Genomic DNA, 17,424 nt, shown 5'->3' on the forward strand with positions numbered 1-17,424 from the left:
TCAATCATCTCTGGAGATGTCTGTGTCCACCATGACTGCGCCACGCCTGCGCACCCGGAAGCCGACTGGCATCGTGCCGTGGCCGAAGATCCTCATCGAAGGCGAGGAGAAGGCCGGCAAGTCCTGGCTCGCCGCCCAGTTCACCGGCTCCAAGCCGACCGGGCAGGCGTACTGGCTGGAACTCGGCGAGGACACAGCGGACGAGTACGCGAGCGTGCCTGGCGCGGACTACCTGTTGATCGAGCACAACGGTACCTACCGCGACATCCTCGGCCAGATCGAAGCAGTACATGCGGAGGCGAAGCGGGCTGCGGCCGCGAAGGAGCCGCCTGTCGTCCTGGTGGTCGACTCGATCTCGCTGTTGTGGCGCATGTTGGTGAACTGGACGCACGAGCGTGCCCGGCGCTCCCCGCAGGGGCAGCGCAAACTGCGGCAGGACCCGGACGCCGAGATCAAGCCGACGATGAACCTGTGGAATGACGCCTACGAGCGGTGGGCGAACGTGATGTACCTGGTGCGTACGATGCCGGGCATCGTGGTCTTGCTCGCCCGGGGCAAAGAGGTCGCCGCCGTGGACGGCAACGGTGACCCAATCCCGAACACGAAGGACTGGCGGGTGGAGGGGCACAAGTCCCTCGCCTACGACGCCACAGTGTGGGTACGTCTGCGGCGCGGCCAGGATCCGCAGGTCATCGGGGCGCGGTCGCTGAAGTTCGAAGTACCGCGGGACGGCAAGCCGATGGCGCTGCCGGACTTCAACATCGAGCAGTTGGTGTTCGGCCTGATGGGATGCTCGGTGCACACCCAGCCGAGGGTTACTCCTGAGCTCACCGGCGACCTGGCGCAGCGATGGCTGCCGAAGGTCCAGAACGCGGCCAAGGGCGGTCTGGATGAGCTGAAGAAGCTGTGGACGGAGGCCAGCGCGGACGAGGAGCTGTCCCGTGAGGAGATCCGCGTGGTGCGGGCAGCAATCGAACGGCAGGCTGCAGAGCTGAAGAACCCTGAGCAGCTCAGCGACCCGACCGGGGATGCGGCACGGTTGCGCGCCGCGGCCGCTGAGCAGGATGCCGCGGCCGAAGACGTGCTCGAAGAGCCACGCCTCGACGACGAGTTCGCTGCCGCCTGACCGTCCTCTCGCCTTCTGATGCCGGGGCCTGCCTCACGCACGCCCGCGGGCCCCGGCATGCCCTTTTGGAGTTCACTGTGACCACGCAATCCTTTGCCCCGCCGGCTCCGGTGTCGATCTGGGGCGCAGCTCAAGCCGCTGACGCCCGCCGCCCCCGCTCCCGTCAGACGCAACTCGGCGCATCGGACACCATCTGCTCGCGCAGAGCCGGATACATCCTGCACGGTGCCGAGCGCACCCACAGCCCGGACATGCGGGCGGCCATCCTCGGCACCTACATCCATCAGGGCCTGCTGGAAGATGCGCGTCGCGAGTACGGGTGGCTGGTGGAGCGCACCGTCACCGACGAGGTGCTGCGCGGCCATGTCGATGTCGTTCAGCTCGACGCGGTGACAGCGGCACGGCTGCCGAAGCGGCACCGCCCAGTCGAGCCCGCCGACGTGGTGACGGTTGAGGACGTGAAGACGAAGTCGGGCAGGGTCTGGGATCGTGTGGTGCGGTATGGGCCGACACCGGCTGAGATGCGGCAGGTCATGCTGTACGCGGACCTGCTGCGGAGGGTCGGGTTCGCCGACATACCGGGGCAGCGGTACCTGCACCGGCTGGGTCGGTTGGACGTTAAGCGGGTGCGGTTCCGGTTCGTGTGCCGCGACACCGGCGACGAGCATCTCCAGGAGTTCGATTTCGACCCCTGGCTGGCGGCTGAGGCTCGCTGGTGGGTGGATCGCGTGCTGGATGCGGCCACGCCGGAGGAACTGCCACGCGATCACGACGGGCCTGGGCTGTCGGTGATCTGCGACAACTGCCCCTTCCGGGATGCGTGCTGGCCGGATGTGCCTCCGGGGAGGCCTGCGCAGACGATCCTCATCCAAGATGACGCCGACCGCGCCCAGGCTCTTGCCGACTATGTGCGTGGTCACGAGCTGTACCGGGAGGGCAAGCGGTTGAAGGAGCTGGCCCGGGCGAAGCTCGATGACTCACCCGAGGGCGACTACGGGGCGAATCACCTTGGTTGGAGCGGCGGCAATCCCAAGGAGGAGCCGGACGTCGTCGCCATGGTCGAGCGGTTCGAGGACGCCGACCTGGTCGTGCCGATGGTGCCGGACATGAAGGCGATGGTGGAGATTCTGCGCCGAGCCGGCATGACCGTGCCCATGCGAAAGGCCGCTGGGCAGAAGACGCCCCGCTCCATCAAGGTCAGCCCCGCCCGCACGCCCGTCTGACCGGCCAGTGGCCGCACCGCACACAGTGCGGGGCCCTCTCCCGCGCTGCCGCTATTCATCTCTTCGTTCTGCCTTGGAGGCCTTCTCCGTGACCATCCTGCGTCGCCACCTCAGCACCGGCTTCACGGTGCTGCCGACGACCACCCTCGAGGACTCGAGGCTGTCGTTCCGCGCGCGGGGCATCCTCGCGTTCCTCGTCGCAAAGCCGGACTCGTGGAGGGTACGCGCGGAGTCGATCGCGGCAGCCGGGAAGGAGGGCGTTGAGGCGGTCAAGACGGCGCTTCGGGAGCTGAAGGATCACGGCTACTACCGGGTGGTGACCGAGCGGCTCAAGGACGGGACGCTGAGGCGGATCACAGAGGTGTACGACACAGCACAGGAGTGGGCGGCCAAGGAGTACCGCGCACTGGAGCGTCGGCGGGTGGCGCGCAAGCGGAAGCAGCAGGCTGCTGCGGACGCCGACGTCCAGGCCGGGCCTGGGGCGGCCGTCTCGGGGCCAGAGGGGCCTGAAGCCGAGGGGGCAGTCGGCGGGACCGACAGCGGGTTTTCGGGCGTCGGTTTTCCGGATGGCGGTTCACCGGACGGCGGATCCTCGGGCGATCTAGTTAGTACCCAGAGCCAATATCCAGAGGAGAACCCCCCTACCCCCACAGCTGGCGCTGCGGGGGCGTGCGAAGCTGCGCCGTCATCAACTGCGGAGCCGGGTTCGTGTCCAGCGCATCCGGATGGGCAGGGTCCTTCGTGCCGTGGGTGCGGTACGAGTCCTCGGCAGCTGCGAGAGCAGCAGGAACGGGCACAGAGGGAGGAGTTCAAGGCCCGGGAGCGGGCGGCGAACGAGCGGGTGCTGGAGCAGGTGCGGCGCAAGCCCGGTAGGGAGGGTCTGTCGGAGGTGGCGCGAGCGCAGTTGGAAGCGATGCGCAGTACGGGCCGGGCGGCCGTCGAGCGGAGGCGGGAGGTACAGTCATCTCGACAAATAGGTTGCGATCCATCGCCGCGAGGGTAAGCAGGACGCCCAACTTGCCACCCTCACCTGTGATAGTAGAATAATGCAAAGCTGGGAAGGCTTGCAGACTACACCTTGGAGATCACCGTGATTGCCGGCTCCATCTACTGCGGACCCACCTTCCTGGTCTAGTCGATGGCTTGCCGGGTTCTCAACTCCATCGTGCGTCAGCTTGAGGATCAGGTGGACGAGGTGTCCGACAGGCGCCTGACGCTTGCGCAGAAGTAGCTTTACATCGGTGCACACTCTTCAAAATAGGTCAGTGTGCATCGTCCGAGTCAGATGGGATTCGTCATGTTCGATGCGACCGCTGAAGTGGCCGCAGTCCGCTCCACCTACGGACCGGAGGAAGAGCGGGCGCTCGCCGTGTACGGCGACGTGGTCGCCGCGTTCGACGCGGCCGGCCTGCCCGCGTATGTGGAGACGCGCGGCGGCCTGGCGATCTGCGCCTACGCCCCGGACGGCGCGATGCTGGTGGTGGCGTGCCAGGACTTCCTGCCTCTGAACCGCGTCATGGTCACCGGCTGGCACCTCGCGCACGTCCCGGAGGACGGGCCGAGCCCGAAGTGGCGGTGCATCGTCCACGACACAGTGCCCGACGATCTGTGCTGCGACGAGCCCGGCGCCCTTCGCCTCAGGCCGCTCGTCGACGCCGCGAAGGCACACCTCGCCGCCTGCGACCACACCCGGGAGGCGGCTACGGCGGCAGGCGGTGCCTCGTGAACCTCACCGATGACGACGTCACGATGGCCGTGCGCGACTTCTTCACCCCGGCCACGCTGAAGGAGTTCGTCGATCTGCCGGATCACCTGGCGCGCCTGCGGTGGGGCACACGGCAGTTCGAAGAGGATGACCGACCGCGCACTGTGCGCCGGCTGGAGGGTGAGCCGGACGCCGGAAGTCTGACCCGGTGGTCGCCGTCGCCGAGCGGGTTCGTCTACGAGGTCGAGGCACCAGCCGGTATCCGGTCCGGGCTGGTGATGTGGCACGACGTGCACACCGCCATCGAGAGGCGTCTGACGCCGGTGCGCTACGGCACGCTGTGCGAGGCAGTCGAGGCGATCGCCGCTCACGATGCCGCCTACATCCCGTGTCCCGTCCCGTTCCGGACTCCGGAGATTTGGGAGGCCGCCTTTCACCGCGCGTGGGCGCGGCAGTCCTCCGAGTTGGCGCTGCGCGCCTCCGCCGCCCTGGACGCAATCTGCCCGGCCGCGGTCGCGCAGCCCGCGCTGTTCTGATTCTGCTCAATCCGCAAGAAGGTCTCGCCTGTTGATTACCTCCACGACTTCCACCTCCTGGACCGAGTCCGCCCCGTGCGCGGGAGCCGACGGCTACGTGCCGACGGAAGCCTTGGTGCGTCGCCCGCGCGACCTGGTGGAGGTGTGCACGCCGTTGATTGAGGTGTGTGCGGCGTCCTGCCCGTTCGTGCTGCGCTGTCATGAGCGGGTGCGACCGGAGGCCAATCAGTTCGATGGGGTGTGCGCCGCACGGGTCTGGGTGAACGGACACGTCATCGCGACCGCGGAGGGCGCGCTCGCATTGCCGAAGCTCGCATCGCGGGCGGGGACGTGCGGGACGAGTAGTGGGGTGAAGGGGCACCGGAGGCTGGGCGAGCCTCTGTGCGGAGAGTGCCGGGTGACGGCTCAGCGGGCTGATACACGTCGGGCCGGGGCGGCGAGTATCCGTAAGCGGTCCAGCCGCAGCAACAGCCGGGGACGGTCGGCGAACCGGGATACGGTCGCCGCCTAATACAGCCACCCACCCCACCTGAGCTGGGGAAACGTGTTTGACACCCCCTCCCGAGATAGTAGAATAATTCTTAGTTGAGGGAGGGAAACCCTCGACCAACCACCTCACCGAGGCGAAAGGACTCCCCCGCATGCACACGATGGCGCCGAACCCGCTGACCGTCTGGCAGATCGCCACTGAGCACGGGATCACTGAGGACCAGGCAGCAACTGCGGTCACCTGGGCCTCCCACATGACCGTGCATGCCTGGGAGGCCTACGCAGACAGGTTCGGCCTGGTCATCGAGGACGGTGACGCGATGGAGGCATGGTTCCGCTCGCTCGGTCCGGAAGCCAGCCGTGCCGTCATCGATGAGGCCGTGACCGCAGTGATCGGCGCCGAGAACGTACTGGCGGAAATCTACCGGCAGCGGGACGCCAAGCAGGCCCGCGGCCGCTCACGTCGGCCGATGCGTACGAACCGCCCTCGCATGCACATCCGCTGACCTTGGCCTCGCTCTCTGTAGGATCTCTGGCCCGCATGCTGACGGCCACCCGCCCCGGCCACCGCCGGGCTTGCCGATACGCCAGGCGCGGCTGCCGCTGCTACACCACCGAGCACGGCGCGAAGGCGAAGGTGCTGCGGCGGCGCGCCAACCGTGCCGCCGAACGACGCGTATGCCTGGCCGAAGCCGCCGCACTCAGACCTCCTGCTCACAACTGCTGAACCAGATCACCACCGACGGCCCGCCCAACCCTGGGGCGGGCCGACGCATGCCGCAACCCCACTTCACGGAAGGACAAGCCTCTGATGGGCGCCGTCGAATTCTTCACCACGGCCACCGGCCCGAACCTCAAGGCCGCCTTCAACACCGCGCGAGAGGAGGCGCAGTGGGAGCACGGGCACGGCGGCTACACAGGCACGATCGCCGAGAAATACGAGGTATCTCTCTTCGACGAGCCTCGGCGCAGCGAGAGTGACGCCCTGGCTCGCGCTGAGGAACTGATCCGGGCCGGAGACCCGCGCATCGATGACAAGTGGGGACCGGCCGGGGCACTTGCGATCACCACCACCTCGGGCGACGAGGGGTGGCTGTTCTTCGGTTTCGCCACCCATTGATTTCCCTCGGGCCAGGACCTCCCCGGTCTGACCCGACCTGCACCTCTTGGAATCCGAAAGCGTTCTCACCCGTGCTCGACAAGCACCTTCCCCTGGACGCGGCTGCCCACGTCATCGCCAAACTCACGCTTACCAGCGGGCAGATCTCTCGCGCCAACCGCAGCATGCAGCGCATCGTCCGCCACGCATGGACCAGACAGCGCGCCCTCAAAGGGCGCATCGACTATGACGAGTTCGCCGACACCGTGGCCGTGCGCGACTGGGCCCTCCTGTTCGAGGCGTGCGCGCTGCTCGAACTGGGCCGCAGCCACGAAGCCGTCGCGTTCATCGTCTCCGCCCGGGCCCATCGCACAACTGACCAAAACCGGACGCACGACGACTCGCGCTGACCTGCGGCCGGCACCAGAAAGACGACCGTGGCCCTCAGCCCCCGCGAGATCGCCCCCATCGGGCTCCGCGACCACTACCCCGAAGACGACTTTCCCACCCGGCAGTTGGCACCGACATCCCAGCGCGCCTTCAAGCACCGTGACCGGCAGCGCACCCGCGCCGAGATCGCCACCGCCCTCGCCTACGACACCCACGCCGACGACACGAAGGACTCATGAGCACCGAACCCCCAAGCAGCGCCCAGTACTTAACCCAGGAAGCTCGCTCCCTGTTCCAACTACTCGCCGCTCACCTGAAGGACGCCGACAGCCCACCCCGCATGGACCGCTGGTCCGTCGAACTGTGGGCAGTGACAGAGCCGGAGGTACGGCGCCACCTGCTCCTACTGGCTGCCTGGGAAGCCCGCACAGCAGCGTGGAACGAGCCCTGCACTGACGGCATAGAGGGCCAGTACGCGCAGGAGTTCACCCAGTGCGCATCCTCCTGGGTCAGGCTGCACCCTGGCGAGGACGTGGACGCCTTCTGCACGGGCCAGCATCCAGCCGCCTTCGCGGCATCCTCCCTCGCCTTCGACCGGGACGACCTCCTCGTGTCACTGGCGACGGCACTCCGGCTCATCGCCCACGCAACCTCTTAAGGCACACCTGTGTTCACTGAGACCGTTACTGCCACCGACGGCACTACCACGACGGGCACCGCAACCGAAGCGCACGCTCTGATCTTGCTCCGGCGCACCCTGAAGTACGGGCGCTGCACCGCGGAGGCCACCCGAACAGGCGGCGCCATCATTGAACGGGAAGTGCGGGACGGCGGCCTCGTCGCCAAGAAGCGGAGCATCACGCTGGAGCCGGTCAAGCCGGTCGGCTCCATCACAGCGAACACGCGCGGCCACCTGGCCGCCATCGATGCTGAGAGCGCCCCGTACCTGGTCACCGAGGCCATGCCGCCGTTCCAGTCGCGTGTCGGCCGGATCTCGGCAGGCGTCGACAGCATCCCTCCGGCCGCGACGGCACGGCTCGTCGACCGCGGACTCGTCACCGTCGGCCCGCCATGGCGGTCCACGTCGAACGGGTACCTGCCCGAGACCCGCGCCACCGTCGCCGTGTCCCTCGCCGCGCGGCTGGCGATGCTCGCGCAGGACCACCGCACCTACACCATCGCTCCGGCCGGATACGTGAAGCCCCTGGACATCGGCCATGACTTCATCGGCCGCAACTCCCCGCGCGGCGGCGTGACGTACGACCGGCGCAGCCCGGCCGGCTGCTCGTGCCGCACGTGGTCGGCGACGTCCGTGGACGGCCGCGACGACGCCCGCCGCCTGGCCCGGGAGCACCGGCAACAGATGACCGCCGAGTTCATCGCCTCCCTGGGCTGACGACCTAGGCCTCCCACCCACCAGTTGCCCGCCCCTCTCCTCGACCGGGCCGGGGCTGGCCAGCGCATCACCCACCACTACGAGAAAAGGCACCCACGTGACCGACCCCACCAACACCGCCCCCGAGTGCCCGCAGCATGGCCCCATGTCGCTGCGCACCACCGAGCAGTTGTTCAGCGGCCCGGTGTACGCCTGCCCTGACGAGGCGTGCTGGAACGCCGTCCTGCACCCCTCGGACAAGCTCGTCGCCGAGCTGAAGGAGCAGGGCAAGCGGCGGGGCACCATCACCATCACCCACACCCGCGCCGACGGCACCCTGTTGGAGGGCTCCCGCAAGGGCGACGGGGTGTTCGAGCTGGTCAGACCGCACCGGTTCTGGTTCTCCCGGTCCATGCCCGGCACGCTGTTCATCCGGCAGTCCCGCGACAAGCGGGCAGACCACTGGAGCATCCGCCGCGCCGCGGAGGCCTTGCGCAAGGCGGGGTGGACCGTCGAGATCACCATCGACGAGGACACCCGCCGGTCGTTCGCGGAGGCCGAGGCCGACCGGGTCACGCGCGCCGAGGAGCGCACGGAGCGGTTCACCGAGTACGCGGGCAACGCTGCGGCCCGTTCGAACACCGCGTACGCGGGTGTCCGCCAGATTGCCGACGGCATCCCCATGGGCCAGCCCCTCATGCCCGACCACCACTCCTACCGCCGCGCCCTGCGCGACCGGGAGCGCATGGATGCCGGCATGCGCAGGAGCATCGACGAGGGGAAGAAGGCCGAGTACTACACCCAGCGCGCGAAGGCGTCCGGCTCGTACGAGGTGTTCCGGAAGAACCCCCCTCGGGCGCTGCGGCGCATCGAGAAGTTGGAGGCCGAGCTCCGGGGTGTGGAGCGGTGGCTGCGCGGCGAGTCGAACAACGGCTACACCCGCGCGCTGACTCCCGACACCGTGGCCGAGTTGGGCCGCCGAAAGGAGGAGCTGGAGGAGGAGATCGGGTACTGGCGGCATGTCATAGCCGAGGCCGAGGCGAACGGTTTCAAGGTGTGGCGGCCGGACGACTTCGTGAAGGGGGACTTCGCCAAGGTCTATGGTCGCTGGTTCCAGGTGCTGCGCGTGAACAAGAAGACGCTCACGGTGCCGAGCATCCTCAACGTGCATCAGGCAGTCGTCACCCCGCAGAACAGCACGTACGGGGAGATGACTCACACGGTGCCGTACGACAAGGTCTTCGGGCGCCGCAGCGCCGAGGAGATGGAGCGCACCCTGGCTGAGGCCAGCAGTTCATAGTCCCGGTACGCCTCAGGCCTGGAATCAACGGGTTAACCCACTCATTTCGATAGTAAAATAACTACACGAGAGACGGAGGCACGGTGCGGGGCCTATGGAAGGTGCGGTACGCGCATCCGGAGAGCAATGACGGGCACTGGGAGTACTTGATCCCCCACCGGCAGGCGCGCACGGAGACGGTCGCGCGCGCCGAGGCCACGGCGCGGCACAACGTCAACGTGGCCCGGCTCGCCCGGCCGCAGTGGGCTCGCGGCATGGAAGTTCAGGAGGTGACGTTCCGGCCGGGCGTCCTCTTACGTGAGCGGGCACTGACCTGGATCGCACTACAACGGCACGGCGCCATCACCGAGCGCGGATGGCCACTGCCAGCCGAGCGCGGCGCGATACGCCAGGATGACTGGTGGCGCAGCATGGTCGCAGAGGAACGTGAAGAGTTGCGCGGGCGGGTACAGGGTTTCGGTGTGACCGTCGCGGATGCCGTCGGGTGGCCGGCGAGCCGGTCGGCCAAGTGGGCGGTCGAACCGTACACGGACCGGTTCGGCCGGGTGTGGTGGGACAAGGTGCGGGCGGAGCTCCACAAGTCGGGCATGTCCTGGCTATGGCAGACGCCGTACGGCGTGGTCTGGGTCGACCGGGGCTGATACCCAGTTGAGCTGGGGTTCCGCAGTTGCCCCCACCCCGATGGATAGTAGAATAATAATTGAAAGGAATTAAGGGACACCCCAACCCGCCCCAGCAACTCGGGGCGGGTCTTCCTATACCCACGCCCCCATACGGAAGGTGATCACCCCGTGACGCAACTCGACTTGTTCGCGGACATCGTCGACGAGCCGGAACCGATACCCGCCACGTTCACCGCAGCACCTGGCCGCAAAAGGACAGCACCCTCCCCATCGCACCCGAAGCCCGCACATCCAACTCCCTCGCAGCCTGCACGGCCTGGTCGCGGTCTGCGAAGGTGGCCGCACACGCTCGCCATGGAGATCGGCGAGGCGGTCGCGGCCACATGGCACAAGCAGCACGGCGGCACGGCCATCGAGGCACCGATCGGTGTTGTGGCTGCACTCTCGCTCGTGCGGCAGAAGGACCCCAGCGGCCCGGACCTCAAGACGCAGATCCTGAGTCTGGATGGCCCTCAACTGATCGGAATGCTCCGGGAGATCTGGTCCCTGCACTGGATGCACCGTCCCGATCTCATCGACCGCGCTCGGATCCTGCATGAGTGGCTCAACAGCGATGTCGACGACCACCGGATGTACGCGGTGCGCGCAGTGGCGAAGATGGCGCTGGAGCGCGGGCTGCTCGATCTCACGGCGCACGAGGACCCTTTCGACCGCTCCACCACCGATGTGCTGTCGCCGGTGATGATGTGCCTGCGTTCCCGCGGCGCCCAGCAGGGGCTCGGCGAGTTCCACACTCCGGCCTCCGTCGCCGACGCCATGGCCTACAGCGTCTTTGTCGAGGCTGTGAACAGCTACGACACCTTGAAGGGTGCCAAGGGCGGGGAGCATATTTACGATCCAGCCTGCGGCAGTGGCGGACTGTTGCGTTCGGCCGCACAGAACCTGCGGGAACAGGGCCTGGACCCTGCCGACTTCCAGTGGTCGATGTGCGACGTGGATGAGATCGCCGCTGCGTGCGCGGCGGTGAATGCGATCATCTGGGTTGTTTCTGCTTAGTTGCAGTGTCTCTTTGAGGACGAAGCCCATGGTCAGCGACTGTTTGTGGGTACACAAGTGGTGCGTCCCACGAGGTAGCGTCCGTCGGTATGCAACAAATGATCTATTCATCCTCTGGGTGGGAGACCTGGGGGCTGGAGCACAAGCCGGTCATACCCGAGGGCATGTCGTTGATCTTCGACGAGGACCTGCTCTTCGAGGACGAGCACGGGCTGCGGCCCTCGGCTGTCGTGAACCGCTGGGCTTGTGAGCTGCCGACCAGCAAGGTCCCGTCGGACAACTCGTGGCCTTCGTACGTCCGCGCCGTACGGGAGTGGATGGAGTTCGGGGCCGGGCACGGAGTGGGGCTGCTGGAGGGCAGGGACCGGCTCAAGGCCCTGCTGAGCGCCTACTCGGTCCACCGGGCCCGTGGGCCCCTCGCGGCCCGTTTCAAGGCGTCTACGTGGAACCAGCACATGGCCATGCTCGGCAAGTTCTACGCGTGGGCGATCGACAACGGCTACACCACCGCCCTGCCGTTCACCTACGACCACGCCACCGGCGTCTTCGAGAACCAGATGCGCGAGGTGAAGGTCAACCAGGCCCGCCGCCGCCGGGCGAAGGGGCACGTGACGATCAAGTACCTGGAGGACGACTTCGCCGACCTGTTCCTCAAGGGCCTGGCCCGGCTGGAGCCGGACGGTTCAGAGGAGCGCGGATACCGGGGCCGGGAGATGGCCCGGAACGCCGCGGTGGGCCGGTTCGTGATCGCTTCGGGACCGCGCAAGCAGGAGTTCACCTACCTGCTGGCCTGCGAAGTCCCGGCTCTGCCGAAGCGACGGACGGAGATTCCGACGCCTGTCCCGCTGCCGTGGGGGATCACCAAGGGCGGCAAGTTCCGCAGCACCTGGGTCGACTACGACACGCTGGCCGAGCTGCACAACTATCTGGCGTTCGAGCGGGCGACCGCTGTGGCGGGCTCGTCGTGGACGCCGCCGGCCCGCTGGGGCGAGCCGCTGATCGTGACCGAGGCCGATGCCCGGGGCGGGCGGGTCAACGGCGCCAGGGTGCTGTGGGAGGACCTGGGGCCCGGTGAACGCCGCCGGCTGGTCGCGCCGGGAGGCGGGTCGATGCTGCTGTCGGTCTGCGGGCCGGGGCGGCCGTTCACCGCGTGGAACACGGTCTTCGAGCGGGCCTCGGACCGAATCCGGGACCGCTACGAGCCGCGGTTTCCCCATGTTCATCCGCACCGGGGCCGGCACACCTTCGCGATGCAGACGATGGCGAGGCTCGCGTCGGGCTACTACGCGCGCTTGGCCCAGAAGGTCCGGCCCGGTGACACCGATGCCGCGCTGGCGCTCTACCTCACCAGCCATGAACCGCTGATGATCCTGCGTGATCTTTTGGGTCACTCCAGTGCTCTGACCACGGAAAAGTACCTGAACCGCCTGGATACGACGCGGATCTTCGCCGACCTGCACACGGCACAGGAGCAGGGCACAGCACGGGCCCGGGCTGCGGAACGTGAAGCGGCGGCGGAGTTCGACGACGAGGGAGACGGCATCTGATGCCCGCCACAGTGATCGACGAGCCGCCGGGCATCACTGCGGTCTTCAGCGACGGGACCGGATGCACCCGCTGGGTGAACAGCCAGGCCCACGGCGAGAGGTTCTCCACCAGGAATCCGGCGCTGGCCCGTGAGCTGCTGCACGGCCTGGCCGATCTCGTGCATCCGCACGGGGACGTCGACCAGGAGAGCACGCTGGCCGGCTACCTGGGAGGGATCAGGGCCTTCACGAACGGGCTGGCCGAGCTGGGATTCACCGGCGGCGCCGCCGAGCTGACCCGGGGGCGGCTGGCCGCGCACTGGATGAGCGGGAAGTACCGCCCGGTGGAAGAGGGCCGCGCGCGGATGATGCTGCGGCGCCTTGACGACCTGCACGGCGTGTTGCGTCCGGATGTCCGTGAGCTGGTCGACGGCCGCCGGTTCGTTTCCAAGAGGCGCCGCGACCAGAACTTCATACAGCCCTACAGCGAGACCGAGTGGTCAAGCCTGACCCAGGTCTGCCGCACCGCGGTCAAGGAGTCGTACGCGGCCCACCGGCTCGCGGTGAAGACGGCGGAGTCGGGCCAGGATCCGCGCGTTGGCGGGTGGACGGACGCAAACCTGCTCTGGCTCTATGCCCAGGTGGGACCGGTGGAAGCGGCCCCGTTCGCGACCTGGTCCGCGGACCACCCCTCAGGGCTGTCGCAGTCGAGATTTCCGTGGCGCCGCAGCTGGCAGGCCGCCAAGTTGTTCCCCACGGTCAACGTCATGCTCGGCTACCGGCTGCTGTTCGGCGTCTACACCGGCATCGTCCCGGACGGGCTGGACGACCTCGGACTGGGCGATGTCGACTGGGCCGGGGACAGGACCATCCTGCTGGACTATGTGAAGGGCCGCACGGCCGAGGAGAGCCGGACGCTGACCACACGGGCGACCCGGCTGCTGCAGCAGTGGACTGACCATACAGAACTCTCCCGCCGGTTCGCCCCGCCCGGGGCACGGGACGCACTCTGGGTCCGCTACGACACACACAATGCGGGTCCTTGGATCACCCGGCCCGCCACGGTCACCACGATCCGTGCGTGGGTGGTGGACAGAGGGCTGGTGGGTGACGACGGCCAGCCGCTGGCCTTGAACATGCACCGGATCCGCACCACCTACGACTCGATGCGGGACCGCCGCGCGTGGGCGGGCAGCCGCCGCGCGACCCTGGACCCCAACCGGAGTCCTCAGGCCGAAGGCGACCACTACCTGGGAGCCGGGACCCCCAAGCAGCGCGAGCTCGTGGACGAGATCATCGCCGAGGCCCAGAACGACATGCTGAAACGGGCCGAACCACCGGTCGTCCTGGCGGACGACGACGTCGCCGAGCTGGTCCGCGACTACCCGCAGAAAGTCGCTGCCCTGGGCCTGGACGACGAGGCTCTGGCCGCGCTGGTCGGCGGGGAACGGGACGTGTTCACCGCTGCCTGCGGCGACCAGCTGTCGGGCCTGCACGGCCCGAAGGGGAAACCGTGCCCGGCCCGCCCATGGGTGTGCTTGCTCTGTCCGCTCGCCCTGTTCACCCCTCGGCACCTGCCCAATCTGATGCGGCTACGGGCGTTCTTCGCCCGCCAGTGGGACCAGATGCCCCAGGCCGAGTTCATGGGCGTCTTCGGCCGCTACGACCAGCGCCTGGCCGAGATCCTCACCCCCGATGCCCACTTCACCTCCCAGGCTCTGCTCGCCGCAGCCGCACAGGTCGCCGATGACGATGACGAACTGCCGCTGCGGCCGGAAGAAGGAACACGATGACGACCGTGACCACTAAGGCGCCCGCGGGCTCCGGACCGGTCCGGAGCCCGCTCTTCGGGCTCGATGTCTGTGAAGAGGCCGGGCTGCGGGTGAAGCCGGGCGGGATGCGGCCCCGGGTCGGTGAGCCGGTCTGGTCCTTCACCGGTGTCGAGGGTCTGCCCGTCAGCCTCAAGCCGAGTGAACGCCGGCTGGACTTCTCCAGGATCCGGGATCCGCGCTGGCGCGTCGTGGCCGAGGAGTTCATCTTCGCGCGCCTGGCTCCGGGACACGAGGCCGTACGTGAACTGCCGCAGGCCTTCCGATATCCCATCGCGATCAGGACCTGCCTGGCCCGGCTCCAGAACCTGGCCGAGTGGTTCAACTGGCTCACCGAACACGGGGTCACGTCGCTGGGGGAGGTCACACAGCTGCACTGTCAGGCGTACTACCTGCACCGCAGTGACGTGCGCGATCGCAAGGGCAGGATCCTTCGGCCCGCGGCTCCGGAGACACGGCTGGCCGCCGTCCAGGCCATGCAGGAGCCCGCCTTCTACGGCGAACTGTTCAGCACCGACCGGTTCGCCGACGGGTTCGTTCCGTGGCCCGGCCGTTCCCCCTTCGAGGTGGCCGGCTGCAAGCCGCGCGAGGCGAACGTGACCCAGCCGATGCGGCAGGACGCCCTGCAGCCGTGGCTGGCCGCGGCTCTCTACGTCGTCGAAACACTCGGCCCGCACGTCCTGGAACTGGTCGAGGCGGTCCGGCAGGAGGAAGCCCCGACCCTCTGGACCAGCAGTGAGAGGTGGCAGGCCCGTCTCAGCACAGCGATCCGTGCCCACATTGCCGAAGGTGTCCCACTGGAGGCACTCGAAGACATGGAAGTGACCAGGCGACTGCTCGACGGATGGTCCCAGGACGACCCCCTGCTGAACGTGAGCCTGAACGCCCTTGCCCGCAAGGCGGGCAAGAAGACCTTCCCCCACCGCTGGATTCCCACCCTGCGTCCGCTGATGGAACAAGCGGTGGCCGCAGTCGGCGTGAGACCCCGATGGGGACGCGACGCGCGGGCGGTGTCACGCGCGGACGGTGGCGGCGAGGTTCCGTGGACCGAAGGGGTCGAGGGAATCCTGGACTTGAAATTCCTGGTGGACAGGGTCCGGACGGCCTGCATCGTCGTCGTCGCCCTGCTCACTGGAATGCGGGCGAGTGAGTTGATGGAGATGCCGGTCGATGCCTGCGCGCCCCCGAAGGATCTGGGATCTGGCCGGATGCGATACCGGCTGAAAACCAAACTGATCAAGGGGCAGGGACCGGGCGGCGTCTGGGAAGAATGGGTCACTGTCCGCCAAGCGTATTCTGCAGTCCAACTCGCGGTCGGACTCCGGGACCCGCAGGACACGTCCTCACGCGCGTTTGGCCGGTTCACCTTCAATGGGCGGTGCGCGAGCCTGCGAACCTGGGTCAACGGCCCGGAAGGGCAACGACTGGGACTTGCGCCGATACCGAACGACCCGATTAGCCTGCAGATCACCCGCCGCACCCTGGCCATGGAACTCGCACACCGTCCCGGCGGATTGCTGGCCGCGAAGATTCACCTCAAGCACGTGAGCGTGGTCACTACCGAGGGATATGCAGCAAGGCCCGGCGGTGCACAAGCAGAGTTCCTTTCCGACGTTGCCGCAGAAGAGCAGGTTCGAAACAAAGACTTGACCTTGGAAGCCTTCCGTGATTCCCAGAAGGGGATCCTTCCCACCGGCTCCGGAGCGCGCGATCTCATCGAGTTCTTTGCCTCTGTCGACGAGAAGCTGAAGGAGATGGAGGCATCCGCACCAGGGGTCAAGCCAGGGGACCAGGAGGTCATCAACCTGCTGTCCAGACGGGCGAAGACACTACACCTGGGAATCGCCAACTACTGCTGGTTCATCGATCCGTCCAAGGCGCTGTGCCTGATCCTCGCGGGGACGCCCGGGGCCGACAAACCGCTGGCCGGCATGTGTGACTCCGTCCGCTGCCCGCAAGCCACCCACCATCAGAGCCACCGCCCGGTCTGGGCCGCCAGCGCGGAGAACAAAAAGGTCTTCATGGGCGGCATCGGGCGAGGCCAGCCCACAGAGAAATCCCGCCTGCAAGCCGACCTGAACCGCGATTTGCGTGTCCTGGCCGAGATCGATGCCGCGAACGGAACTGGAGTCTGACATGGGACGCATCAGCGAAGAGGCTCGGAGTCGGAAAGAAGAAGCGATCCGGGCCGCAACGGACCGGATCCTGCGGGGTGAACTTCCACCCGGGGGAAAATGCGATCTCAGCACCCTGGCCACAGAGGCCGGAGTGACCCGCACGGCGTTCTACCCGAAGAAGAACCGTGACGGCACCACTCGGCCCGGCCCATACCAGCACTTGGCCGAGGAATTCGAGAGGCGCTTGAAACTCCTCCAGGAAGCCGGAGCCGTCGTCGACCCCAGAATCGCCCAGATCCAACGACTCAAGGACACCAACACTCAACTCGAAGAACGCATCAAGAAACAGAACATCGAAATCGACGAACTCAAGGAATTCCAGCAACTGGCCCTGTCCCGGATAGCGGCCCAGCACCTGGAGATTGAGCGCCTACGCACTGAGGCGGCAGCCGGCGGCAAGGTCACCGTCCTCACGCCACGACGATCGGTCTCCGGGACGATCGGCACCTGCAACTGACCCTCCGGCCGGGGCCCCGGGCCCCGGCCGGCCGTCTGACGGCAAATCTCGCCTGGCCTCGTGGCACAGGGCACTGGTGAGGCTTACTCGCACCATGCAATCCTTCAGAGCCACTTCCGCAGCCACTATGACTCAAATCACTAGGTATGCTTCCGGCTGCCATCCAGAGCGACACCACGCTCCTGCGCTAAGCGACACGGGCTGAGGACTCGCCCACCGCCAAAGCGACGTGACCTGCGAGGGACACGAACTTTGCGGAAAGAAGCTGGGATCTCGGCCCGCGCGTCACGGTCGCCTGCGACGACTCTCTGGCGAACCCGAACGCGATCGAGGACGCCTGGAAGCACGCGCGTGCAGTAGTCGAGCACCGGGACGAGGTGGTCGGCAAGGCGCGGATCATCGCTGCCATGCGCCAGACCCAGCACCTGCTGGAGCGAGCTACAGCCGTCGCCGCCTAGCGACATCCCCACCCCACCTGACCTGCACTAACGCAGTTGACCCCACCCCGATAGA

At 67.5% G+C, this 17,424-nt stretch carries 18 protein-coding genes; all 18 read left to right on the forward strand.

The genetic code is table 11. The annotated features are described in order from the left end of the window. The first annotated feature begins 31 nt into the window (after nt 1-31). The 18 genes from AVL59_RS32650 (at nt 32) to AVL59_RS32735 (ending at nt 16,911) form a co-directional block, all read left to right on the forward strand. Complete coding sequence (locus tag AVL59_RS32650; protein ID WP_237281940.1) at nt 32-1,126, forward strand: AAA family ATPase; 1,095 nt, start codon at nt 32-34, stop codon at nt 1,124-1,126. 77 nt (nt 1,127-1,203) lie between these two features. After that, nucleotides 1,204-2,349, forward strand: a complete 1,146-nt coding sequence (locus tag AVL59_RS32655; protein WP_099053160.1) for a PD-(D/E)XK nuclease family protein — start codon at nt 1,204-1,206, stop codon at nt 2,347-2,349. A gap of 88 nt (nt 2,350-2,437) precedes the next feature. Beyond that, nucleotides 2,438-3,352 carry a hypothetical protein gene (locus tag AVL59_RS32660; RefSeq protein WP_067311850.1) on the forward strand — a complete coding sequence of 305 codons (915 nt, stop codon included), beginning with the start codon at nt 2,438-2,440 and terminating at the stop codon, nt 3,350-3,352. 294 nt (nt 3,353-3,646) lie between these two features. Beyond that, entirely contained in the window at nt 3,647-4,075 is a 429-nt protein-coding gene (locus tag AVL59_RS32665; protein ID WP_159400170.1) for a hypothetical protein, read from the forward strand. A 23-nt stretch (nt 4,076-4,098) separates the two neighbouring features. Further along, nucleotides 4,099-4,590, forward strand: a complete 492-nt coding sequence (locus AVL59_RS32670) for a hypothetical protein (RefSeq protein WP_159400171.1) — start codon at nt 4,099-4,101, stop codon at nt 4,588-4,590. 641 nt (nt 4,591-5,231) lie between these two features. Further along, nucleotides 5,232-5,585 (forward strand): hypothetical protein, encoded by a 354-nt coding sequence (locus AVL59_RS32675; RefSeq protein WP_067311858.1) that lies wholly within the window; start codon nt 5,232-5,234, stop codon nt 5,583-5,585. Nucleotides 5,586-5,890: 305 nt separating this feature from the next. Beyond that, entirely contained in the window at nt 5,891-6,199 is a 309-nt protein-coding gene (locus AVL59_RS32680) for a hypothetical protein (protein WP_067311861.1), read from the forward strand. A 71-nt stretch (nt 6,200-6,270) separates the two neighbouring features. Continuing rightward, entirely contained in the window at nt 6,271-6,588 is a 318-nt protein-coding gene (locus tag AVL59_RS32685) for a hypothetical protein (RefSeq protein ID WP_067311863.1), read from the forward strand. A 27-nt stretch (nt 6,589-6,615) separates the two neighbouring features. Then, entirely contained in the window at nt 6,616-6,807 is a 192-nt protein-coding gene (locus AVL59_RS32690) for a hypothetical protein (RefSeq protein ID WP_067311866.1), read from the forward strand. Beyond that, nucleotides 6,804-7,226, forward strand: a complete 423-nt coding sequence (locus AVL59_RS32695; protein WP_067311870.1) for a hypothetical protein — start codon at nt 6,804-6,806, stop codon at nt 7,224-7,226. Before AVL59_RS32690 ends, AVL59_RS32695 begins: the two co-directional genes overlap by 4 nt. A gap of 84 nt (nt 7,227-7,310) precedes the next feature. Continuing rightward, nucleotides 7,311-7,964 carry a hypothetical protein gene (locus AVL59_RS32700; RefSeq protein WP_159400172.1) on the forward strand — a complete coding sequence of 218 codons (654 nt, stop codon included), beginning with the start codon at nt 7,311-7,313 and terminating at the stop codon, nt 7,962-7,964. A 97-nt stretch (nt 7,965-8,061) separates the two neighbouring features. Next, nucleotides 8,062-9,243: a DUF3560 domain-containing protein gene (locus AVL59_RS32705; RefSeq protein WP_237281757.1), complete on the forward strand. Its 1,182-nt coding sequence runs from the start codon at nt 8,062-8,064 to the stop codon at nt 9,241-9,243. Between the two features lie 83 nt (nt 9,244-9,326). Beyond that, nucleotides 9,327-9,884 (forward strand): hypothetical protein, encoded by a 558-nt coding sequence (locus AVL59_RS32710; RefSeq protein WP_159400173.1) that lies wholly within the window; start codon nt 9,327-9,329, stop codon nt 9,882-9,884. Nucleotides 9,885-10,220: 336 nt separating this feature from the next. Further along, nucleotides 10,221-10,922: an N-6 DNA methylase gene (locus tag AVL59_RS32715; RefSeq protein ID WP_067311879.1), complete on the forward strand. Its 702-nt coding sequence runs from the start codon at nt 10,221-10,223 to the stop codon at nt 10,920-10,922. Between the two features lie 98 nt (nt 10,923-11,020). Further along, nucleotides 11,021-12,469: a site-specific integrase gene (locus AVL59_RS32720; RefSeq protein ID WP_308281998.1), complete on the forward strand. Its 1,449-nt coding sequence runs from the start codon at nt 11,021-11,023 to the stop codon at nt 12,467-12,469. Next, on the forward strand, nt 12,469-14,241 hold the full coding sequence (locus tag AVL59_RS32725) for a hypothetical protein (RefSeq protein WP_067299553.1): 1,773 nt from the start codon (nt 12,469-12,471) through the stop codon (nt 14,239-14,241). The genes AVL59_RS32720 and AVL59_RS32725 overlap by 1 nt, the downstream gene beginning before the upstream one ends. Next, nucleotides 14,238-16,412, forward strand: a complete 2,175-nt coding sequence (locus AVL59_RS32730; protein ID WP_067299554.1) for a site-specific integrase — start codon at nt 14,238-14,240, stop codon at nt 16,410-16,412. The genes AVL59_RS32725 and AVL59_RS32730 overlap by 4 nt, the downstream gene beginning before the upstream one ends. A 1-nt stretch (nt 16,413) precedes the next feature. Continuing rightward, a complete protein-coding gene (locus tag AVL59_RS32735; RefSeq protein WP_067299555.1) occupies nt 16,414-16,911 on the forward strand; it encodes a hypothetical protein in 498 nt (165 codons plus the stop codon). Nucleotides 16,912-17,424 lie beyond the last annotated feature (513 nt).

It is taken from the genome of Streptomyces griseochromogenes, assembly GCF_001542625.1.
Lineage (GTDB): Bacteria > Actinomycetota > Actinomycetes > Streptomycetales > Streptomycetaceae > Streptomyces > Streptomyces griseochromogenes.